The 20,451-nt window shown below is 64.9% G+C and carries 21 protein-coding genes; 18 read left to right on the top strand and 3 right to left on the bottom strand.

Annotated features, from left to right (window positions below):
• Positions 1-82: 82 nt before the first annotated feature.
• The 8 genes from AB3X86_RS02505 (at position 83) to AB3X86_RS02470 (ending at position 7,453) form a co-directional block, all read left to right on the top strand.
• Complete coding sequence (locus tag AB3X86_RS02505; protein ID WP_368594797.1) at positions 83-1,048, top strand: methyltransferase domain-containing protein; 966 nt, start codon at positions 83-85, stop codon at positions 1,046-1,048.
• A 395-nt stretch (positions 1,049-1,443) separates the two neighbouring features.
• Positions 1,444-1,920, top strand: coding sequence for a DUF2244 domain-containing protein (locus AB3X86_RS02500; RefSeq protein WP_176125092.1), 477 nt, complete (start codon positions 1,444-1,446; stop codon positions 1,918-1,920).
• 64 nt (positions 1,921-1,984) lie between these two features.
• Complete coding sequence (gene coxB, locus AB3X86_RS02495) at positions 1,985-3,622, top strand: cytochrome c oxidase subunit II (RefSeq protein ID WP_368594796.1); 1,638 nt, start codon at positions 1,985-1,987, stop codon at positions 3,620-3,622.
• A gap of 44 nt (positions 3,623-3,666) precedes the next feature.
• A complete protein-coding gene (gene ctaD, locus AB3X86_RS02490) occupies positions 3,667-5,280 on the top strand; it encodes a cytochrome c oxidase subunit I (protein WP_176382420.1) in 1,614 nt (537 codons plus the stop codon).
• Positions 5,281-5,405: 125 nt separating this feature from the next.
• Positions 5,406-5,540: a cytochrome oxidase small assembly protein gene (locus AB3X86_RS02485; RefSeq protein ID WP_368594795.1), complete on the top strand. Its 135-nt coding sequence runs from the start codon at positions 5,406-5,408 to the stop codon at positions 5,538-5,540.
• A 42-nt stretch (positions 5,541-5,582) separates the two neighbouring features.
• Positions 5,583-6,209 carry a cytochrome c oxidase assembly protein gene (locus AB3X86_RS02480; RefSeq protein ID WP_368594794.1) on the top strand — a complete coding sequence of 209 codons (627 nt, stop codon included), beginning with the start codon at positions 5,583-5,585 and terminating at the stop codon, positions 6,207-6,209.
• Between the two features lie 51 nt (positions 6,210-6,260).
• Positions 6,261-6,470 (top strand): DUF2970 domain-containing protein, encoded by a 210-nt coding sequence (locus tag AB3X86_RS02475; RefSeq protein ID WP_368594793.1) that lies wholly within the window; start codon positions 6,261-6,263, stop codon positions 6,468-6,470.
• A 125-nt stretch (positions 6,471-6,595) separates the two neighbouring features.
• Entirely contained in the window at positions 6,596-7,453 is an 858-nt protein-coding gene (locus AB3X86_RS02470; RefSeq protein ID WP_176109649.1) for a cytochrome c oxidase subunit 3, read from the top strand.
• A gap of 190 nt (positions 7,454-7,643) precedes the next feature.
• Here AB3X86_RS02470 and AB3X86_RS02465 read toward each other — a convergent pair whose 3' ends face one another.
• Entirely contained in the window at positions 7,644-7,853 is a 210-nt protein-coding gene (locus tag AB3X86_RS02465; RefSeq protein WP_008921867.1) for a twin transmembrane helix small protein, read from the bottom strand.
• Between the two features lie 111 nt (positions 7,854-7,964).
• On the opposite strand from AB3X86_RS02465, the gene AB3X86_RS02460 reads away from it, so the two are divergent.
• Genes AB3X86_RS02460 through AB3X86_RS02440 form a run of 5 tightly spaced genes read left to right on the top strand, consistent with a single transcriptional unit; the run spans position 7,965 to position 12,096 of the window.
• Positions 7,965-8,681 carry an SURF1 family protein gene (locus tag AB3X86_RS02460; protein ID WP_368594792.1) on the top strand — a complete coding sequence of 239 codons (717 nt, stop codon included), beginning with the start codon at positions 7,965-7,967 and terminating at the stop codon, positions 8,679-8,681.
• Positions 8,682-8,732: 51 nt separating this feature from the next.
• Positions 8,733-9,419: an SCO family protein gene (locus tag AB3X86_RS02455; protein ID WP_368594791.1), complete on the top strand. Its 687-nt coding sequence runs from the start codon at positions 8,733-8,735 to the stop codon at positions 9,417-9,419.
• A gap of 22 nt (positions 9,420-9,441) precedes the next feature.
• Positions 9,442-10,551, top strand: a complete 1,110-nt coding sequence (locus tag AB3X86_RS02450) for a heme A synthase (protein WP_368594790.1) — start codon at positions 9,442-9,444, stop codon at positions 10,549-10,551.
• A 5-nt stretch (positions 10,552-10,556) separates the two neighbouring features.
• Complete coding sequence (cyoE, locus tag AB3X86_RS02445) at positions 10,557-11,462, top strand: heme o synthase (protein WP_368594789.1); 906 nt, start codon at positions 10,557-10,559, stop codon at positions 11,460-11,462.
• A 4-nt stretch (positions 11,463-11,466) separates the two neighbouring features.
• Positions 11,467-12,096 carry an SCO family protein gene (locus AB3X86_RS02440; RefSeq protein WP_013088289.1) on the top strand — a complete coding sequence of 210 codons (630 nt, stop codon included), beginning with the start codon at positions 11,467-11,469 and terminating at the stop codon, positions 12,094-12,096.
• Positions 12,097-12,171: 75 nt separating this feature from the next.
• On the opposite strand, the gene AB3X86_RS02435 is transcribed toward AB3X86_RS02440, so the two are convergent.
• Complete coding sequence (locus AB3X86_RS02435) at positions 12,172-12,462, bottom strand: YciI family protein (RefSeq protein WP_368594788.1); 291 nt, start codon at positions 12,460-12,462, stop codon at positions 12,172-12,174.
• Between the two features lie 272 nt (positions 12,463-12,734).
• Between AB3X86_RS02435 and AB3X86_RS02430 the strand changes: the two genes are divergently transcribed.
• Positions 12,735-13,547, top strand: a complete 813-nt coding sequence (locus AB3X86_RS02430) for a MetQ/NlpA family ABC transporter substrate-binding protein (protein ID WP_368594787.1) — start codon at positions 12,735-12,737, stop codon at positions 13,545-13,547.
• 77 nt (positions 13,548-13,624) lie between these two features.
• Here the strand turns inward: AB3X86_RS02430 and AB3X86_RS02425 are convergent, their stop codons facing one another.
• Positions 13,625-14,551, bottom strand: a complete 927-nt coding sequence (locus AB3X86_RS02425; RefSeq protein ID WP_368594786.1) for a GNAT family N-acetyltransferase — start codon at positions 14,549-14,551, stop codon at positions 13,625-13,627.
• 367 nt (positions 14,552-14,918) lie between these two features.
• Here AB3X86_RS02425 and AB3X86_RS02420 point away from each other — a divergent pair, with 367 nt between their 5' ends.
• The 4 genes from AB3X86_RS02420 to ptsP all read left to right on the top strand — a co-directional run bounded on the left by AB3X86_RS02420 (position 14,919) and on the right by ptsP (position 20,438).
• The gene (locus AB3X86_RS02420; RefSeq protein ID WP_013088293.1) at positions 14,919-15,653 is read left to right on the top strand and encodes a GntR family transcriptional regulator; all 735 of its coding nucleotides are present in this window, start codon (positions 14,919-14,921) and stop codon (positions 15,651-15,653) included.
• A 75-nt stretch (positions 15,654-15,728) separates the two neighbouring features.
• Positions 15,729-16,832: an N-acetylglucosamine-6-phosphate deacetylase gene (gene nagA, locus AB3X86_RS02415; protein WP_368594785.1), complete on the top strand. Its 1,104-nt coding sequence runs from the start codon at positions 15,729-15,731 to the stop codon at positions 16,830-16,832.
• Positions 16,816-17,832: an SIS domain-containing protein gene (locus AB3X86_RS02410; RefSeq protein ID WP_368594784.1), complete on the top strand. Its 1,017-nt coding sequence runs from the start codon at positions 16,816-16,818 to the stop codon at positions 17,830-17,832. The genes nagA and AB3X86_RS02410 overlap by 17 nt, the downstream gene beginning before the upstream one ends.
• Positions 17,833-17,843: 11 nt before the next feature.
• Entirely contained in the window at positions 17,844-20,438 is a 2,595-nt protein-coding gene (gene ptsP / locus AB3X86_RS02405) for a phosphoenolpyruvate--protein phosphotransferase (protein ID WP_368594783.1), read from the top strand.
• Positions 20,439-20,451: the final 13 nt, after the last annotated feature.

The raw sequence follows: 20,451 nt of genomic DNA, 5'->3' as shown, positions 1-20,451 counted from the left end.
GGGTGGGTGCCGCTGAATGCCGTTCACGCTGAATGGAGGGGAACGAACGAGTATACTTCGAGCTCACGCCAGCACGACACACATGTCCCCAACATCCGCTCAATCTGGCCGTCCGGCCTACGATTCACGGCGCCTCAGGCGTATTTTCGACCGTCGCGCCGTTACCTTCGACGAGGTTGCATTCCTGCCGCGCGAGATTGCGCAGCGCATGCGCGAGCGTCTCGATTACATCAAGGTGGCGCCCTCGAGCGTGCTCGACGCCGGATGCGGTGCGGGCGAAGACATCCCCGCATTGCGCGCGCGCTTTCCCGAGGCGCCGGTATTCGGCGCCGATCTGTCGCATGGCATGCTGCGCCGCGCGCTGCGTCACGATGCCGGCGATACCAGTTGGCGGCGCTTTCTTCCCGCCTCGCTCGGCAAGGCGCTCGGCGCGCGTGGCCCGCGCTTCGCGCAAGCCGATTTCTCCGCGCTGCCATTCGCGGCCGGCGCATTCGAATTCATCTGGTCCAACCTTGCGCTGCACTGGCACTCGCGGCCCGATCTGGTCTTTCCCGAATGGCAGCGGGTGTTGAAGGTCAACGGCCTGCTGATGTTCAGTACGCTCGGCCCCGATACGCTGAAGGAATTGCGCGGCGCCTACGCCGAGATCGAGGCCGCGCACGGCGTCGCGTCGCGCAAGCATGTGATCGACTTCGTCGACATGCATGATCTCGGCGACATGCTCGTGGAGGCCGGCTTCGAGATCCCGGTGATGGACCAGGAGACGCTGACGATCACCTACAAGTCGCCCGAGTCGCTGCTCGCGGACGTGCGCCGCTGGGGCGCATACCCGTTCGAGCGCGATGCGCATGACGGCGCGCTTGCGCGTCGGTTGCACAAAGCCCTGCTCGCCGCGCTCGAAGTGCGCCGGCGCGCCGACGGCACGATCGCGCTGACCTTCGAGGTGATCTACGGACACGCATGGAAAGCCGTGCCGCGCACCACGGCCGAAGGACATGGCATCGTGCGGCTCGAGGACATCGGACGAGGTCCGGGCAAGCGCGGGTAGCAGGTTGCGGTGCGGTCATCAACTGCTTGCCGACGGTGCGGTTGACGTGTTGCAAAAGCGGTAAAGAGGACATCCGTTATGCCTGGGATTTGCCCTCCGAAAGAGCCGCAAAATGCCGGGCAAAATGGCGCGAAGGCTTGTCGCGCCGGGCTTGTGGGCCGATCGGGGCTTGCTTGTCGAGGCTATGGATCGCGCCTATAATGCGTCAGTTTGTCGCCCGACGTTCCCACATTTGGGGTGGCAAGCCTGAGGCGCAGGGCTGCAAAATGAAGTGATGCGGTAGGGGTTGGCGCGGTCGCGAGTGATGCTGTACACAGTGATACGAGCGGCGGCCGCGAGATGCATCCGGAAGTAAAAGAAGGCAGGCCGGACGCGACGATTCGCAGGAGGCAGCGATGGGCGCATCAGATCATCTGCTGGCGGATTCAGAACCGGTCCTTAGGGACTGGACCATGAAGCGCAACTGTTCGATATCGCCGCGGCAGTTCGTCTGTCTGTACGCGTCGCTTGCGTTGTTCTCGTTGGCAATTGCATTCATGCTGGTTCTGATCGGCGCCTGGCTGGTGTTGCCGTTCACCGGAATCGAATTGCTGGCGGTAGGTATCGCGTTTGCAATATATGCGCGTCATGCTGTCGATTACGAGCGCATCCGGTTGTTTCCGAACCGGCTCGTGATCGAGCAGGTCAGCGCCGAGCGGATTACGCAGTTCGAATTCAATCCGCGCTGGGTGCGGATAGAGCCGGGCGCAACGCCGCGCGATCAGATCAAGCTGGTCTCGCGCGGGCAGACGATCATGATCGGGCAACATCTCGCGCAAAATCGGCGCGCGCAGTTCGCAGGCGAACTGCGTATGTGGCTGGCACGCTGTTAGATGGTGCCGGACGCGCGGCGTTCAAGGGGGCGCGGCACGCTGCCAGCGGGGTCGAGGGGTTTGAATGGAAAATTTGGGTAAGGAAGCTATGAAAACAATCAAGCGAGCGCTCATGAGCGTGCTGGCGACGAGCGGACTGCTTTTCGCCGGTGCCGCCCTGGCAGTGGGCGATGCTCCGGGCGGCCCTGCCGTCAATGCGATCAATCTCCAGCCGCCTGCATCGCGAATCGCTCAGGAGCTGTTCGACCTCCACATGTTCATGCTGCTCCTTTGCACCGTGATTTTCGTCGGTGTATTCGGTGTGATGTTCTATTCGATCTTCGCGCACCGCAAATCGAAGGGTCACCAGGCAGCCAATTTCCACGAGAGCACCACCGTCGAAATCATCTGGACGATCGTGCCGTTCATCATCGTCGTGTTGATGGCGCTGCCCGCTACCAAGGCCGTCGTCGCGATGAAGGACACCTCGAACGCCGACCTCACGATCAAGGTCACCGGCTACCAGTGGAAGTGGGGCTACGACTACGTGAAGGGTCCGGGCGAGGGCATCGGCTTCCTGTCCACACTCGCCACGCCGCGCGCGCAAACCGAAGGCCGCGAGCCGATCTCCACGCTGTATCTGCAGGAGGTCGACAACCCGCTCGTGGTGCCGGTCAACAAGAAAATCCGCATCATCACCACCGCCAACGACGTGGTCCACTCCTGGTACGTGCCGGCCTTCGGCGTGAAGCAGGACGCGATCCCCGGCTTCGTGCGCGACACGTGGTTCAAGGCTAACCGCACCGGCACGTTCCGCGGCTTCTGTACCGAGCTGTGCGGCAAGGAACACGCGTTCATGCCGGTCGTCGTCGAAGTGCTGTCCGACGACGACTACGCCAGGTGGGTCGACACGGAGAAGAAGAAAATGGCCGCCGGCCAGGACGATCCGAACAAGACCTATACGATGGCCGAGCTGATGGAGCGCGGCGGCAAGGTCTACGCGGCGAACTGCGCGGTCTGCCACCAGCCGACCGGCAAGGGCGCGGGCGCATTCCCGGCGCTCGACGGCAGCAAGATCGCCAACGGTCCGATCGGTCAGCACGTGAGCCTCGTGCTGAAGGGCAAGAATGCGATGCCTTCGTGGGCGCCGACGCTGAACGACGTCGAAATCGCCTCGGTGGTCACGTACGAACGTAACTCGTGGGGCAACCACACGGGCGACATCCTGCAGCCGAAGCAGGTCACCGAAGCGCGCAACGGCAAGCTGCCGGAAGGCGGCGACCATCTGGCCGAAGCGGGTGCCACGGCAAGCGGCGCCGCTGCGGCATCGGGTGCGGAAGCGGCTTCCGCACCGGCGGCCGCATCGGGCACTGACGCAGGCGCCGCTGCTGCGAATAGCGCAGAGGCCACGCTGCCGGCGAGCGTCTACTTCGAGACCGGCAAGAGCACGCTGCCGGCCGACGCGAAAGCGGCGGTCGACGCGGCCGCGGCCTACGCGAAAGCGCATCCGGACGCGAAATTCACGCTGTCGGGCTTCACCGACGCAACCGGCTCCGCCGACGTCAACGCGAAGCTCGCGAAGAGTCGTGCCGAGGCCGTTCGCGACGCACTGAAAGCAGCCGGCATTGCCGAAGACCATATTATTTTGAAGAAGCCGGAAACGATCACCGGCGGCACCGACGCGAAGGAAGCCCGGCGCGTTCAGATCAGCCCGGCAGCCTGACGTGTTCATGGTCAGCACCGCAGAATTCGATTTAGGAGATATTCATGTCTAGCATCGGACACGATGTAGTCGCGGGCCACGAGCACGTGCACGGCGACCATGCCCACGAAACGCCGCAAGGCTGGCGCCGTTGGCTGTTCGCCACCAACCACAAGGACATCGGTACGCTGTACCTGATCTTCTCGTTCACCATGTTCCTGTCCGGGGGCGTGATGGCGCTGATGATCCGTGCCGAACTGTTCGAGCCGGGCCTGCAGATCATGCGTCCGGAGTTCTTCAACCAGTTGACCACCATGCACGGGCTGATCATGGTGTTCGGCGCGATCATGCCGGCGTTCGTCGGCTTCGCGAACTGGATGGTGCCGTTGCAGATCGGTGCATCGGACATGGCTTTTGCGCGGATGAACAACTTCAGCTTCTGGCTGCTGCCAGTCGCGGCCGTTCTGCTGGTCGGCTCGTTCTTCTCACCGGGCGGCGCGACCGCCGCGGGCTGGACGCTGTACGCACCGCTGTCCACGCAGATGGGCCCGGGCATGGACTTCGCGATTTTCGCGGTCCACCTGATGGGTGCGTCGTCGATCATGGGCGGTATCAACATCGTCGTGACGATCCTGAACATGCGCGCACCCGGCCTCACGCTGATGAAGATGCCGATGTTCGTCTGGACGTGGCTGATCACCGCGTACCTGCTGATCGCCGTGATGCCGGTTCTCGCGGGCGCGATCACGATGGTGCTGTTCGACCGTCACTTCGGCACGTCGTTCTTCAATGCGGCAGGCGGCGGCGACCCGGTCATGTACCAGCACATCTTCTGGTTCTTCGGGCACCCCGAGGTGTACATCATGATCTTGCCGGCGTTCGGGATCGTCTCGCAGGTGATTCCGGCGTTCTCGCGCAAGCCGCTGTTCGGCTATAGCTCGATGGTGTACGCGACGGCGTCGATTGCGATCCTGTCGTTCATGGTCTGGGCGCACCACATGTTCGTGACCGGCATGCCGGTGACTGGCCAGCTGTTCTTCATGTACGCGACGATGCTGATCGCAGTGCCGACCGGCGTGAAGGTGTTCAACTGGGTCGCGACGATGTGGCGCGGCGCGCTGTCGTTCGAAACGCCGATGCTGTTCGCGGTGGGCTTCCTGATCGTGTTCACGTTCGGCGGCCTGTCGGGTCTGATGCTCGCGATGGCGCCGCTCGACATTCAGTATCACGGCACTTATTTCGTGGTTGCGCATTTCCACTACGTGCTGGTGGCGGGGTCACTGTTCGCGCTGTTCTCCGGGTGGTACTACTGGGCACCGAAGTGGACCGGCTGGATGTACAACGAAACCCGCGGCAAGATCCACTTCTGGGCGTCGATGTTCTTCTTCAACCTCGCGTTCCTGCCGATGCACTTCGTCGGTCTCGCGGGCATGCCGCGTCGCTATGCGGACTACCCGGCACAGTTCACCGACTGGAACCAGGTGATCTCGATCGGCGCATTCGGCTTCGGTCTGTCGCAGGTCTACTTCCTGTTCGCGGTGGCGCTGCCGGCGTACCGTGGTGGCGGTGAGCTCGTCGAGGCGGGCGACAAGCCGTGGGACGGCGCAACGGGCCTCGAGTGGACCGTGCCGAGCCCGGCTCCGTTCCACACGTTCGAGCACCCGCCTACCGTCGAGTAAGCCTGTCCCGGCGAAGTTCCGGGTTCCGGCGGCGCGACACATGCCGCTACCGGAACCGGGCGCTTTGCGAGGCGGCCGCAGTCGGGCGGTCTCACCAGTCAAGAACCGTATTCAGAAAGTCGAGCATGACGCGCAATCCAGAGGAAAGACGTACACCGGAGCAGATTCGCGCGGGCAACAGGCGGATAGGGTTGGTGATGTTCGCGATCGCCGCGGTGTTTTTCGCGAGCGTCGTTGTGAAGCAGTGCTGGTTCAGCTAACGCCGCAGTCTCAGTCCGTATGCAGGTTTGTTGAGGATTCAGATGTCGACGCAACCGCCGGCCGAGGCCGACCGCTCTTTCAACCGTTCGATGCTGATCAAGCTGTTCGTCGTCGCTTTGATGATGTTCGGTTTCGGTTTCGCGCTGGTGCCGATGTATCGCGCGATCTGCCAGATCACCGGCGTGAACAACCTCGTGCAGCGCGACGTTTCGGCGCGCGAGGCGAAGAATACGCAGGTCGACATGAGCCGCACGATTTCGATCGAATTCGATGCGAACGCGCGCGGCCTGTTGGGTTTCAAGCCGGAGCAGCGCAGTCTCGACGTGCATCCGGGCGAAGTGACGACCGTCATGTACGACGTCAGCAACGGGCAGTCGCGCACGATCCGTGCGCAGGCGATTCCGAGCTACGCGCCGAAGCAGGCGACCGAGTACTTCAGGAAGATCGAGTGTTTCTGTTTCACGCAGCAGACGTTGAGCGCGAACGAGACGAAGCGGATGCCGGTGGTGTTCGTGGTCGATCCGAAGTTGCCGAAGGACGTGAAGACGATCACGCTGTCGTACACGTTTTTCGAGTTGAACACGCCGGCGGCGGCCAGCGCGGATGACGCGCCGCCGAAGGCGAATGCAGTGAACAACGCGGCAGCCACTCCCGCGAAGCCGACCTGAAAGCAGAATTGACGGCGCGAGCCACGGACGAACGAAGGAAGACGAAGCGAGATGAACGATAACGGCGGCAGTCCGCGCAAGAGCAGTTTCGCTCAGTCTATGCGCGCGGTGTTCTGGTCGTTTTTCGGCGTGCGCAAGCGCCGCGATCTCGAAGCGGACGCGACGCAGTTGAACCCGCTGCATGTGATCGTGGCGGCGCTGATCGGCGCGGCGGTCCTGATCGGGGTGCTGATTCTGGTCGTGCGCCTCGTGGTCGGTTGAGGCAGTAGCAGGGCACAGCAGCACAGAAGAGCCCACGAATTAGAGAGAAGCGGTGCGGTATCGACGCGCCGCCGAAGATACAGCCGGAGATTCCGGAACAACTGGACTGAAGTGGAGAATCAAGAATGAGCGGTCAAAACGAGAGCCCGTACTATTTCGTACCGCATCCGTCGCGGCATCCGATCAGCGCCGCTACCGGGTTGCTGGTCATGCTCGGATCGCTTGCGGCCTGGATCAACGACCACACGTGGGCGCCGCTCGGCGTGCTCATCGGTCTGCTGTGGCTGCTCTTTACGCTGTGGCACTGGTTCGGCGACGCGATCGCCGAGTCGGAAGGCGGCATGTACGGCAAGAACGTCGACCGCTCGTACCGCTGGAGCATGAGCTGGTTCATCTTCTCCGAAGTGATGTTCTTCGGCGCATTCTTCGGCGCGCTCTTCTATGCTCGCGAAATCGCGATGCATCAGTTGGGCAGCCTCGACTACAAGCTGATCTGGCCGGACTTCACGGCGGTGTGGCCGAACAACGGCCCGGCCGAGCTCGTGGGTACCTACAAGTCGATGCAGCCGTGGCCGGTGCCGACCATCAACACGGCGCTGCTGCTGTCGTCGGGTGCGACGCTGACGGTGTCGCACCACGCGCTGCGCGACAACCATCGCAAGAAGGCGATCGCGTGGCTCGCGGCGACCCTCGTGCTGGGCGTGTGCTTCCTGTTCCTGCAGGGTTTCGAATACTTCCATGCATACCACGAGCTGAACCTGACGCTGGCTTCGGGCATCTACGGTTCGACGTTCTTCCTGCTGACCGGCTTCCACGGCTTTCACGTTTTCCTCGGCGGCACGATGCTCGCCGTCGTGCTGGCGCGCCTGATTCGTGGCCATTTCACGCCGGAACATCACTTCGCGTTCGAAGGCGCGGCCTGGTACTGGCACTTCGTCGACGTCGTGTGGCTCGGTCTGTACGTCGTCGTGTACTGGCTGTAATGCAGTCAGACCCCGCGCGCCGCTCGTCGGCGCAGGCGCGGGACGTGCGCGCAACACTTGTCAGGCGGCGCGCACGAGCAGTATGCAAGGATGAATTCAGCGCCGCCCTCGACCTGTCAGGGCGGCGTTTTGTTTGGTGGCGTGAAAATTTTGCCGCCGACGCTTTGCGCCGGCGACCTATCCGCGAGCGTCAGCGCCCGTACGGAATCCCGGTCGACTGAATCCAGCCCATCCAGTGTGCGAACAGGATGAACAGGAACAGCGAGATCGACAGACCCACGCGCGTGGCGAGCGACCAGACCATCCGCTTGGTCTTGCCTTTGTCGTGCATCATGAAATACAGCGCCGACACCATGCTGGCGATGATCAGAGCAAAGGCGATGGGAACGATAATGTGCATGGAACCAACTGAAACCGGAAAGCGCAGTGGCAAGATACTCATTATCGCACCGCGCGCGGGCCTCTGCCGCAGGTTCCCGGCGGCCCTGCACGCGATGACGGAGTACCTGCAATGAAGTTTCGCCTGATTCCCGTGCTGCTAATCCTGCTGGTCGTCGTCGTGACGGTGCGGCTCGGTTTCTGGCAGCGCGATCGTGCGCATCAGAAGGAAGCGCTCGAGGCGCGCATCACGCAGTTCGAAAACGCGCCTGCGCTGCCAGTCAGCGCGGCGCCGCTCGCCCTGAAAGACGTGGAGTTTCATCGGGTGAAAGCGCGCGGCAGTTTCGTCGCGGACAAGGTCGTGTACCTCGATAATCGTCCGTATAACGATCAGCCGGGCTTTTACGTCGTGATGCCTTTTAAACTCGCCGACGGCGGCTACGTGCTCGTCAATCGCGGCTGGCTGCCGCGCAACCTGAGCAATCGCGAGACCATCGCACCGTACACGACGCCGTCGGGCGAGGTCGAGATCGAAGGGATTGCGCGAGCCGACGCGTCACGCGCGTTCGAGCTCGGCGAGGGCGGATCGGCCGCGCATCACCTGATCCGGCAGAATCTCGATGTCGCCGCGTACGCGGCGGAGACCGGATTGCCGCTGCAATCGTTCGTGATCCAGCAGATCGGCGACGCGCACGACGGTCTGGTGCGCGACTGGCCCGCGCCGACTACCGGCGTCGAGCGCAACTACGGCTACATGCTGCAGTGGTGGGGCATGGCCGCCGCGGCGCTCGCGTTCGGTCTGTATGCGGCGCGCCGCGCGGGCAAAAAAGAACACGCGCCGGGCGCGTGAGGAACGCAAGGCACGGCTCGCCGCCGTCCAAACATTGAGAGAGGTTCCGTAGTGTCGACTCATACTCCCCGTTCGCCGGAAGTTGGCGAACCCGCTGGCAAAGCCGCCGGCAAACCCGCCGCGGCCAGGCCGATGCCCGGCCAACCGAACGGCCCGGGCTCGTGGCGGCGCGGCCGCTGGGTGCTGCTGCTGCTCGCGGTGATCTGTGCGGCGCCGATCGTGATCTCGTACTTCATGTACTACGTCATCAAGCCGACCGGCGGCAGCACGAACTACGGCGCACTGATCGACCCGCAACGGCCGATCCCCGACTCGCTCGTGGTCACCGGCGAGGACGGTAAGCCGCTGAAGCTCGCGTCGCTGCGCGGCCGCTGGCTGATGATCTCGGTCGACAACAGCGCGTGCGACAAAGCCTGCGTGACAAAGCTGTACTTCATGCGACAAATCCGCGCAGCGCAGGGCCCGGAACGCGAGCGCGTCATGGAGGTGTGGCTGCGCACCGATGCGGACAAGGTCGCCGATGTGATACAAAGCGCCTACCCCAACACCGACATGCTGATCGCCGATCCGGCGCAGGTTGCCGCGTGGCTGCCCGCCGACACCGGCACGCGGATCACCGACCACATCTACCTGGTCGATCCGAACGGCAATCTGATGATGCGTTTTCCGAAAGACGCGAACCCGAGCAAGATCAAAGGCGACCTGACCAAGCTGCTCAAGTGGTCGACCATCGGCTGATGCCGCAACCTGGGTAAATGAGATGTTCGTATTGCAACTGGGCCTGATCGGCTTGTGTATCGCGTTGCTGCCGCTGTCCTACGTATGGGTCAAGGCCGACGACAACAAATTCCGCAAGCTGGTCTGGCTCACCACCTTCCTGACGCTCGATCTCGTGATGTTCGGCGGCTTCACGCGTCTCACCGATTCGGGCCTCGGCTGCCCGGACTGGCCCGGCTGCTACGGCACGTCGTCGCCGTTCATCGCGCACGCGGCGATCTCCGCCGCCTATCAGGCGATGCCGAGCGGCCCCGTCAGCATGACGAAGGCGTGGATCGAAATGATCCACCGCTACTTCGCGATGGCGATCGGCGTGCTGATCATCGCGCAGACGATCATTGCGTGGACGGCGCGCATCAAGCGTCGTCCGCTGCACGTGTCACCGTGGTGGCCGACTTCGCTGCTGCTCCTGATCGTCGTGCAGGGCGCGTTCGGCGCGTGGACCGTGACGATGAAGCTGCAGCCGATCATCGTGACCACGCATCTGCTGCTCGGCCTCGCGCTGCTCGGCACCCTCGGCTGGCTCGCGGCGCGCTTGACGCCGCTGCCCGCCTACGAGCCGGAAGCCGCGCGCTGGCGCGCGGCGGCGCTCGCGGGTCTTGGACTGCTGGTAGTACAGATCGCGCTCGGCGGCTGGGTCAGCACGAACTACGCGGTGCTCGCGTGCACCGACTTCCCGACCTGCAACGGCCAATGGATTCCGCCGATGGACTTCGCGCACGGCTTTCACCTGTGGCGCGCGCTCGGCATGACCGGCGACGGCGACGTGATCACGCAGGATGCGCTGGTCGCGATTCACTGGACGCATCGCACGTTCGCATTCGCCGTGATCGCCTATCTGGCGTGGTTCGCCGTGAAGATGCGCCGTTTCGAGTCGCTGCGGCGACCCGCCAACGGCGTGCTGCTGGTGGTGCTGATCCAGTTCATCACCGGCTTGTCGAACATCGTGCTGCAATGGCCGTTGCCGATCGCGGTCGCCCATAACGGCGGGGCCGCGATCCTGCTGCTACTGCTCGTTATGTTAAACTTTCGGATCGCTTATAGCCGTCCCGGCCGCGCCACGCTCCCTGCGCGCGAAGCCGCGCCAGCGTGACTCACATGGACAGCACAACACTCTCCCATTCGCCCGGCAGCCGGGTCTCCCAATATCTCGCACTGACCAAGCCGCGTGTTACGCAGCTCGCGGTGTTCTGCGCGGTCATCGGCATGTTCCTGTCGACGCCGGGCATGGTGCCGTGGACCGTCCTGATCGGCGGCACCGTCGGCATCTGGCTGTTGGCCGGTGCTGCGTTCGCGATCAATTGCCTCGTCGAGCAGCAGATCGACGCGAAAATGCGCCGCACGTCGTGGCGTCCGTCGGCGCGCGGCGAAATCACTACCCGGCAAATCCTGCTGTTCTCGGCCGTGCTCGGCGGCCTCGGCATGTGGACGCTGTACACGTTCGCCAATCCGCTGACCATGTGGCTGACGCTCGCCACGTTCGTCGGCTATGCGGTCATCTATACGCTGCTGCTGAAGCCGGCCACGCCGCAGAACATCGTGATCGGCGGCGCGTCGGGCGCGATGCCGCCGGCACTCGGCTGGGCAGCGGTCACCGGCCACGTGCCCGGCGACGCATGGATCCTGGTGTTGATCATCTTCGTATGGACACCGCCGCATTTCTGGGCGCTCGCTCTGTATCGCCGCAAGGACTACGAAAACGCCGGCCTGCCGATGCTGCCGAACACGCACGGCGAAAAGTACACGCGCCTGCATATCCTGCTCTACACGGTCATTCTGTTCGCGGTCACCCTGATGCCGTTCATCTCCGGCATGAGCGGCGTCGTGTATCTCGCGTCGGCGGTGCTGCTGGGCGCCGTGTTTCTCGCGTATGCGTGGAAGATCTACCGGGAGTATTCGGACGAACTCGCGCGCAAAACCTTCCGCTATTCGATCGTCTATCTGTCGCTGCTGTTTGCCGGGCTGCTGATCGACCACTATGCGCGCGTCGTAATCGGCGCGTAACACCATGCTCAACAACCGCTTTGCGCGCGTCGCGCGCGCCGCTGTGATCGCTTGCGCGCTCGGCGCCGCGCTGGGCGGCACACTGCTGATGACCGGTTGCGGCAAGCAGCCGCCGGCTTTTACGAATCTCGACATCACCGGCAATACACAATTCGCCAGCGATTTCTCGTTGCCCGACACGTCCGGCAAGATTCGCACGCTTGCCGACTACAAAGGCAAGGTCGTCGTGCTGTTCTTCGGCTATACGCATTGCCCGGACGTCTGCCCGACGACGATGGCCGAGCTGTCACAGGCATTGCAGCAACTCGGCCCGGAAGACGCGAAGCGTGTGCAGGTGCTGTTCGTCACACTCGACCCCGAGCGCGACACCCCGCAGTTGCTCGCGCAATACGTGCCGGCGTTCAATCCGAGCTTCGTCGGCTTGCGTCCTGCCAGCGAAGAGCAGCTGGCGAAGCTCGCGAAAGACTTCCGCGTCTACTACGCGAAGGTGCCGGGCAAAACGCCCGACAGCTACACGATGGACCACACGGCCGCGAGCTATGTGTTCGACACGGACGGCAAGCTGCGTCTGTTCGCGCGCGATGGCCAGGGCGCGACGCCGTGGGTGCACGACTTCAAGCTTTTGCTCGATTGACGCGTATCGCGGGCGGCCGTTTGTCGCGATGCCGCTTACGCGTCCTCGCATCGATCTCCTCTTCGCAACTCGCGCTCAAACCGGGGTCGGCAGATTCAGCCCCGGCGCGATACGCGTTGTCTTGAACTCCGTCACCTCGTAGCGCGCGAGCTGTTGCACGGCGAATGGATCGCTCGCGAGAATGCGATCCAGCCTGTCGCGCTCGATACGAACCGCGAGGATGATGCCGCCGTCGCGCGGCACTTTCGGCCCGGCCGCGACGAAGATGCCCGCGTCGAACTGCTTGGCGAGAAACGCGCGATGCGCGTCGAGCGCGTCGTCGATACGATCGAGCGGAGCGGTGTAGATCAGGTTGATCACATACATGGTCGTTCTCAGTGGCGGTTGAGTGGGCCGTGCGAGGCCACGGCTCCGGATTATCGGTTAGCTGCGGTTTTGCGTCGCGCTAGTCAGCACGCTCGCGCTCTGCATATCGATATGCGCTAAGGGTATTTTCCAAACTTGCCGCCCATATGAAACAATTTAGGGCTTGGCCGACGGCGCACCAGCAGGAACCGGAGCGCCGCCCATTTTCATCCGGCTCTGGCACCCATCGGAGCCATCGACTCAAAAAGTCGAACCGCAACAGCGAGAAACACATGCAGCGCAGAAATATTCTCAAAGCCCTCACCGCAGTCGTCGCCGGTGCGGCGATCCTGGCCAGCTTCGGCGCGCACGCCGACGACAAGGTCATCAAGGTCGGCACGATCGGCGGCCCGGACGCGCAGATCTGGGAAGTCGTCACCAAGGTTGCGAAGCGCGAAGGCTTGAACGTGAAGGTCGTCGAGTTCAACGACTACATCCAGCCGAACGCCGCGCTCGATGCCGGCGACCTCGACGCCAACAGCTTCCAGCACCAGCCGTACCTCGACAGCCAGACCAAGCAGCGCGGCTACAAGCTCGTCAACGCGGGCCTCACGTACATTTCGCCGCTCGGCGCGTACTCGAAGAAGCTGAAGTCGCTGAAGGATCTGCCGCAAGGCGCGAAGGTCGCGGTGCCGAACGATCCGTCGAACGAAAATCGCGCGCTGCTGTTGCTGCAGGCGCAAGGCCTGATCAAGCTGAAGGACGGCGCGGCCAAGGGCGGCAACAACGCGACGCCGCTCGACGTCGTCGACAATCCGAAGAAGATCAAGTTCGTCGAGCTGGATGCTGCGCAACTGCCGCGTTCGCTCGCCGACGTCGATGCTGCCGTCATCAACACGAACTTCGCGCTGGCCGCCGGCCTGCAGCCGACCAAGGACGCGATCGCGCTCGAAGACATCCACAGCCCGTACGCGAACCTGATCGCCGTGCGCACGAAGGACAAGGATCAGCCGTGGGTGAAGAAGCTGGTCGCCGCGTATCAGTCGGAAGACGTGCGCCAGTTCATCAAGACGCAGTTCAAGGGTTCGATGGTGCCGTCGTTCTAAGCGACGCGTTTAGCGGGATCGCACGCGCAGCCGCATGGCATCGCAAAAAGCACGCGCCGCACAGGCGCGTGCTTTTTTTATAGCTCCAGCTCCCATCTTTCGATCATCAGATCGTGGCCGAAGCGGCGCTGCGTCGCGCTGTCGGCCAGCTTGAACCCAGCGCGCTCGCAAAGCCGCCGCGGCTCCGCCAATGCGCTCGCGGTGGTCAGCGTCAGCTTCGTGTAGCCCGCGCGCCGCGCGAAGCGCACGCATTCGCTGATCAGCTGCGTGCCGATGCCGAGCCGCCGCACGTCCGGTTCGACCCACAGCAGGCGTATGCCCGCGACCGTCGTCGAGACCCCCACGAGGCAAACCGAGCCGACCACCAGACCTTCCTGTTCGGCGATCCAGCACTTCTCGCGCACTGGGTCGTTGCGCTGCGCGTACTCGGCGACGACGCGCGCGAGCAAGCCCTCGAACGTGTGATCCCAACCGTATTGCGCGGCGAACCACTGCGCCTGCCGATGCACGAGCCAGCCGCATTCGCCGGCGCGCGGCTGACGCAGCATCACGAGCTCATGCTTCGGCTTGTCGCCGAGCAGCCGCTCGATCAGCTTCATCGCGGCGATCAATTGCTCCTGCGATAGCCCACTGAGTTTGTCGAGCAGGCCGAGCGCTTCGTGGATGGCGGCGGCCTCGAGCGGTGCGTAGGTGGCGTGGCCGTGCTCGGTGAGCGCGATCAGCGACTGGCGCGCGTCGGTGTCGGACGGGCGGCGCGAGATCAGGTTGCGTCGCTCGAAACTGGTCAGCAAGCGGCTCAGATAGCCACTATCGAGGCCGAGCGCGCGCCCGAGCACCGATGCGGTCTGCGCACGGGCACGCGATAGCTCGTGCAGCACGCGCACTTCCGTCAGCGAGAACTCGCTTCGCGCCAGATGTTCGTGCAGGGCGCCGATGCACCGGGTATAGAAGCGATTGAAATGGCGGACGGCCTGAGCGCGCCGCAGCGCCTCGGAATCAGTCAAGGACGGCTCCCCCGAAACTTTTTGTGGTCGGTACAGCGCACTATATCGGCACGACCCTTATTTACAAAGCCAGTCCATCGCAGCCTGGCGCCAATTGGTATTAAACAGGTATTGATCGTCGAGGGTGTTTTGATACCACTAAAGCCCGGTCGCAGCTCGCTGGTATCGTCAATTGGTCAGATGCGGGAAAGTCCTGGTCCGCGAATCCCTCTCGCAACAGCCCTCAAATTCGCATCTTAACCTTACCTGGTAAGGCTTTCCGCCGTCCTCATCAACATGGAACCAGTCCGTTGACTGGTATTATGTTGGTTATATAATGGGCTCTCATTTTTCGAGGCCGTGCTGCTCGCGGCGTCCCTGGAGTCCCATGGAAACTCGCTGGTCCGCATTGATGCCTGACGTGCGCAACGTCACGCCGCTCTACCTGCAGCTCGCGCGCAACCTGGCGACGGCGATCCATTGCGGCGTCTGGTCGGCCGGCGAGGCTCTGCCCTCCGAGCGCACGCTGTCCGACGCGATCGGCGTATCGCGCATCACCGCGCGCAAGGCGATCGAGCTGCTGGTCGAGCAGGGACTGATCCGACGCTCGCGCGGCGCCGGCAGCTTCATCACGCCGCGCGTCGAAGACCCGCTGTCGCGTCTCACCGGCTTCACGAAGAAGATGCAGCAGCGCGGGTTCCGCCCGGATTCGGTGTGGCTCGAACGCGATGTGCGCGCTGCCAATCGCGACGAGCTGCTGCACCTCGGCCTGTCCCCGGGGGCGGCCGTCGCGAGCCTGCGGCGGCTGCGGCGCGCGGACGGCATCGTGATGGCGGTCGAGCATTCGGCGCTGCCGGTCGCGATCGTGCCCGATCCGCTCGTGATCGGTGACTCGCTGTACAGCTATCTCGAGCAACGCGGCGCGGCTGTCGTACGCGCGTTGCAGCACTTCCGCGCGGTCAACGCGTCGAGCGAAATCGCCGCGCTGATGGACATCGAACCGCGCACCGCACTGCTGGTCATTACCCGTATCGGCTACAGCGCGGATCAGCGCGCGATCGAGCTGACCGACACCTATTGCCGCGACGACTACTACGACTTCGTCGCTGAATTGCGCACCTGAACTGCGCGGGCCGCACAGGCCGCAAGTCCGGCGAACGCACTTTTGCCGCATACGTATCACGCACCAGAGAGACCCATGCTGACCGGAAACATACTCACCACCGAAGGGTGGATCCACGGCACGCTCGAATACGAAAACGGCCGCATCACGGCGCTGTCAGGCGAGCGCGTCGATCCGTCGACGAACGACGCGCCGTACATCCTGCCCGGCTTCATCGATCTGCACGTGCATGGCGGCGGCGGCGCCGACGTGATGGAAGCCGGCGACGCGATCGAAACGATCACCCGCACGCATGCGCGCTACGGCACCACGAGCCTCCTCGCAACGACGATGACCGCGCCGCGCGACGAACTGATGAACGTCGTCGCCGGGCTCGGCACCGTCACGCGGGTGCGCACGCCGGGCTGCGCGCGGGTGCTCGGCGTGCATCTGGAAGGGCCGTACATCAACCCCGGCAAGCTCGGCGCGCAGCCCGACGCGGCAGTATCGGCGGTGATGGACGAGGTGCTCAAGTATCTGTCGATCGCGCCGATCCGCGTCGTCACGCTGGCGCCCGAGATCGCCGGCCACATGGAGATCATCTCCGAGATGACGGCGCGCGGCGTGCGCGTGCAGCTCGGCCATTCGCTCGGCACCTACGACGACGCGGTCGCCGCGCTCAAGCACGGCGCGTGCGGCTTCACGCATCTGTTCAACGCGATGTCGCCGCTGCATCACCGCAACCCTGGCATCGTCGGCGCGGCGCTCGCGCACGCCGAATACGCCGAAATCATCCCCGACCTGCTGCACGTGCATCCGGGTGCGATCCGCACCGCGCTGCGCGCGATTCCGCGCCTGTACGTGGTGACGGACAGCACGTCGGCCACCGGCATGCCCGACGGCGAGTACCGCCTCGGCAGCCAGCACGTGACCAAGTGTCTGGGCGGCGTACGTTTGGCCGACGGCACGCTCGCGGGCAGCACGCTGACGATGGATCAGGCGCTGCGCAATCTTGTCTCGATCGGCCTGCCGATCGCCGATGTATCCCACCGTTTGTCGCGCTACGCCGCCGACTATCTCGGCATAGAAGACCGCGGCCGCATCGCGCGCGGTGCGTGGGCCGACGTGGTCGTCTTCGACCGCGAGCTGGCGCTTAGCGCAACCTACGTCGAAGGAGAGGCCATTGTCGAATATGCTTAAAGAAGCGCTCGCGTCCGCCGCAACGGTCGCCGAGCAGCTCAAGGACTCCTCGCGCGTCGCGGCGCTCGCCGCGAAGCTCGCGCAACAGCCGCGCCACGTCGCGCTGACCGTCGCGCGCGGCAGCTCGGACCACGCCGCCAGTTACTTTGCCTCTCTGACGATGAGCCGCCTGGGCGTACCGGTCGCGTCGCTGCCGATGTCGGTCGCGACGCTGCAGCAGGCGCCGCTGCAGGTGCGCGATCAGCTTGCGCTCGCGTTTTCGCAATCGGGCAAGAGCCCCGACCTCGTCGGCACGATGAACGCGTTGCGAGCAGCCGGCGCGCTGACGGTCGCCGCTGTCAACGCACCGAGCTCACCGCTCGCCGACGCGTGCGAGTGGCATCTGCCGCTCGTCGCCGGTCCCGAGCTGAGCGTTGCCGCGACCAAGAGCTACATCGCGATGCTGTCGATCTCCGCGCAACTGGTCGCGCATTGGCAGAACGACGCCGAGTTGCTCGCTGGACTGAATACGCTGCCCGACGCGCTGGAACGCGCGGGCCGGCTCGACTGGTCGATGGCCGTCAACGAGTTGCGCGGCATCGAGCGGATGATCGTGATCGGCCGCGGCCTTGGCCTCGCGATCGCGCAGGAAGCCGCGCTGAAGCTGAAGGAGACTTCCGGCATCCAGGCCGAAGCGTTTTCGAGCGCGGAAGTGCGTCATGGTCCGATGGAGCTGATCGACCGCGACTATCCGCTGCTCGTGTTCGCACCGCGCGGGCCGGAGCAGGCGGGTCTGCTGCAACTCGCGCACGACATGCGCGCGCGCGGCGCGCGCGTGCTGCTCGCGGCACCCGATGACGTCGCGCAAGCTTCGCTGCCGCTCGTCGCCACCGCACACGCGGCGCTCGATCCGATCGCCGCCATCCTGTCCTTTTACGTGATGGCCGCGGATCTTGCCGCCGCGCGCGGGCGCAATCCCGACGCGCCACGCCATCTGAACAAAGTCACCGAAACTCACTGACGAGAACGACGATGCGACGTGTCGAGAAGTCCAACCTGATGAGCCATTCCGAAGATCACATTGTTTTGTTTGCACCGCTGACCGGTCCGGTGGTGCCGCTCGCGAAGGTGCCCGACCCGGTTTTTGCGGGCGGCATGTTCGGCGACGGCATCGGCGTCGATCCGCTCGAGGGGCGGCTCGTCGCGCCGTGCGACGGCGTCGTCACGCATCTCGCGCGCACCGGCCACGCGGTGACGCTCGAGAGCGCCGAAGGCGCGCAGATTCTGCTGCATATCGGTATCGACACGGTCGGACTGAACGGCAAGGGTTTTGTGCCGATGGTCGCGCAGGGCGCAAAGGTGCGCGCCGGTGACGTGCTGATCGAGTTCGATCAGGATCAGGTCGCGCTGAACGCGCCGAGCCTCGTGTCGGTGGTCGCGATCGCGAATTCGGATGCGTTCGAGATCATCGAGCGGGCCCCGGACGGTCACGTCAAGGCCGGCGCAACGCCGCTGCTGGTGCTGCGCGCGCGCGAAGGCGTCAGCCATGACGCGGCGCGCGAGGCGTGCGCCGCGCAGGTGATGGACGAAGCGCGCCGGCAGATCACGCTGACGCACGCGGGCGGTCTGCATGCGCGGCCCGCGGCGCGAGCGCGCGAAGCGGCGCGCGGCTTCGACGCGCGCGTCGAGGTGCGCTACGACGGGCGCAAGGCGCCGATCGAAAGCGTCGTGGGTCTGCTGGGACTCGGTGCCGGCGAAGGCGCGAGCGTCGAGTTGCTCGGCGTCGGTCCGCACGCGCAGGCGGCGGTCGATGCGATCGCCGCTGAACTGACGCGCGAAGCGCACGGTGAGGTAGAACACAAGCCCGCGCGGCCGGCGACAGCACCGGCGAGCGTGGTTGCCACGCCCGCCGCGGGCGAGCCGCTCGCGCCGAATACGCTCGCGGGTGTATGCGCGGCGCCGGGCGTCGCGCTCGGCAAGCTGGTGCGCTGGGACGACGCGGATGTCGATCCGCCGGAGCAGGCGAGCGGCACGTCGGCGGCGGAGAGTCGTCTGCTCGACAAGGCGATCGCGACCGTCGACGCCGATCTCGACACGATCGTGCGCGATGCGTCGCAACGCGGGGCGGTCGGCGAGGCGGGAATCTTCGCGGTGCATCGCGTGCTGCTCGAAGATCCGACGCTGCTCGACGCCGCGCGCGATCTGATCAGCCTCGGCAAGAGCGCGGGTTTTGCGTGGCGCGAGGCGATCCGCGCGCAAATAGACATCCTGAGTAATGTCGAAGACGCACTGCTCGCCGAGCGGGCCGCCGATCTGCGCGACATCGAAAAGCGTGTGCAGCGCGCGCTCGGCTACACGAGCAGCGCCGCCCGCTCGCTGCCGGACGAGGCGGTGCTCGCGGCCGACGAATTCACGCCGTCGGATCTGTCGTCGCTCGATCGCACGCGTGTGACCGCGCTCGTGATGGCACGAGGCGGCGCGACCTCGCACGCGGCGATTCTCGCGCGTCAGGCGGGCATCCCGGCGCTGGTCGCGGTCGGCGACGCGTTGCATGCGATTCCCGATGGCACGCAGGTGGTGGTGAACGCGAGCACCGGCCGACTCGAATTCGCGCCGACCGAACTCGACGTCGAACGCGCCCGGTGCGAACGCAGCCGCCTCGCCGACGTGCGCGAAGCGAATCGCCGCACCTCGCAACAGGCAGCGGCGACCGCCGACGGCCGCGCGATCGAAGTGGCCGCCAACATCGCCACACTCGACGACGCGAACGCCGCGGTCGACAACGGCGCGGACTCGGTCGGCCTGTTGCGCACCGAGCTGCTGTTCATCCACCGCCCGGCCGCGCCGAGCGCGGACGAGCACCGCCACAGCTATCAGGCGATCGTCGATGCGTTGCGCGGCCGCAGCGCGATCATCCGCACGCTCGACGTCGGCGCGGACAAGGAAGTCGACTATCTGACGCTGCCGCCCGAGCCGAATCCCGCGCTCGGCCTGCGCGGCGTGCGCCTCGCGCAGGTGCGCCCCGATCTGCTCGACGACCAGCTGCGTGGCCTGCTCGCGGTGCGTCCGATCGGCGCCGTGCGCATCCTGCTGCCGATGGTCACCGATGCGGGCGAACTGATCCGCATCCGCAAGCGTATCGACGAACTGGCACGCGAAGCGGGCAGCACCGAGCCGGTCGAAGTGGGTGTGATGATCGAGGTGCCGTCGGCCGCATTGCTCGCCGATCAGCTCGCCCAGCACGCCGATTTTCTGTCGATCGGCACCAACGACCTGACCCAATACACGCTCGCGATGGACCGCTGCCAGCCCGATCTCGCGGCGCAGGCGGACGGCCTGCATCCGGCGGTGCTGCGGCTGATCGCGGCGACCGTCGAAGGCGCCGCGAAGCATGGCAAATGGGTCGGCGTATGCGGCGCGCTCGCCGGCGACCCGCTCGCGATGCCGCTGCTGGTGGGCCTGGGTGTGACCGAGCTATCGGTCGATCCGGTCTCGGTGCCCGGCATCAAGGCACGCGTGCGCACGCTCGACTATCAGTTGTGCCGCCAGCGCGCTCGCGAGGCGCTCGCGCTCGACTCGGCGCAGGCGGTTCGAGCCGCAAGCCGCGCGACGTGGCCGCTCGATTGAAAGATTAATCAAA

Origin of the sequence: Paraburkholderia sp. BR14374 (assembly GCF_040948685.1) — a bacterium.
Taxonomy (GTDB): Bacteria; Pseudomonadota; Gammaproteobacteria; order Burkholderiales; family Burkholderiaceae; genus Paraburkholderia; species Paraburkholderia youngii.
This window is presented reverse-complemented; position numbering and strand designations above follow the sequence as displayed.

Excerpts from the sequence above, each read along its gene's own strand:
- AB3X86_RS02505 (WP_368594797.1), top strand. The coding sequence starts at position 83 with ATGTCCCCAACATCCGCTCAATCTGGCCGTCCGGCCTACGATTCACGG.
- AB3X86_RS02500 (WP_176125092.1), top strand. The coding sequence starts at position 1,444 with ATGGGCGCATCAGATCATCTGCTGGCGGATTCAGAACCGGTCCTTAGG.
- coxB (WP_368594796.1), top strand. The coding sequence starts at position 1,985 with ATGGAAAATTTGGGTAAGGAAGCTATGAAAACAATCAAGCGAGCGCTC.
- ctaD (WP_176382420.1), top strand. The coding sequence starts at position 3,667 with ATGTCTAGCATCGGACACGATGTAGTCGCGGGCCACGAGCACGTGCAC.
- AB3X86_RS02485 (WP_368594795.1), top strand. The coding sequence starts at position 5,406 with ATGACGCGCAATCCAGAGGAAAGACGTACACCGGAGCAGATTCGCGCG.
- AB3X86_RS02480 (WP_368594794.1), top strand. The coding sequence starts at position 5,583 with ATGTCGACGCAACCGCCGGCCGAGGCCGACCGCTCTTTCAACCGTTCG.
- AB3X86_RS02475 (WP_368594793.1), top strand. The coding sequence starts at position 6,261 with ATGAACGATAACGGCGGCAGTCCGCGCAAGAGCAGTTTCGCTCAGTCT.
- AB3X86_RS02470 (WP_176109649.1), top strand. The coding sequence starts at position 6,596 with ATGAGCGGTCAAAACGAGAGCCCGTACTATTTCGTACCGCATCCGTCG.
- AB3X86_RS02465 (WP_008921867.1), bottom strand. The coding sequence starts at position 7,853 with ATGCACATTATCGTTCCCATCGCCTTTGCTCTGATCATCGCCAGCATG.
- AB3X86_RS02460 (WP_368594792.1), top strand. The coding sequence starts at position 7,965 with ATGAAGTTTCGCCTGATTCCCGTGCTGCTAATCCTGCTGGTCGTCGTC.
- AB3X86_RS02450 (WP_368594790.1), top strand. The coding sequence starts at position 9,442 with ATGTTCGTATTGCAACTGGGCCTGATCGGCTTGTGTATCGCGTTGCTG.
- cyoE (WP_368594789.1), top strand. The coding sequence starts at position 10,557 with ATGGACAGCACAACACTCTCCCATTCGCCCGGCAGCCGGGTCTCCCAA.
- AB3X86_RS02440 (WP_013088289.1), top strand. The coding sequence starts at position 11,467 with ATGCTCAACAACCGCTTTGCGCGCGTCGCGCGCGCCGCTGTGATCGCT.
- AB3X86_RS02435 (WP_368594788.1), bottom strand. The coding sequence starts at position 12,462 with ATGTATGTGATCAACCTGATCTACACCGCTCCGCTCGATCGTATCGAC.
- AB3X86_RS02430 (WP_368594787.1), top strand. The coding sequence starts at position 12,735 with ATGCAGCGCAGAAATATTCTCAAAGCCCTCACCGCAGTCGTCGCCGGT.
- AB3X86_RS02420 (WP_013088293.1), top strand. The coding sequence starts at position 14,919 with ATGGAAACTCGCTGGTCCGCATTGATGCCTGACGTGCGCAACGTCACG.
- nagA (WP_368594785.1), top strand. The coding sequence starts at position 15,729 with ATGCTGACCGGAAACATACTCACCACCGAAGGGTGGATCCACGGCACG.
- ptsP (WP_368594783.1), top strand. The coding sequence starts at position 17,844 with ATGCGACGTGTCGAGAAGTCCAACCTGATGAGCCATTCCGAAGATCAC.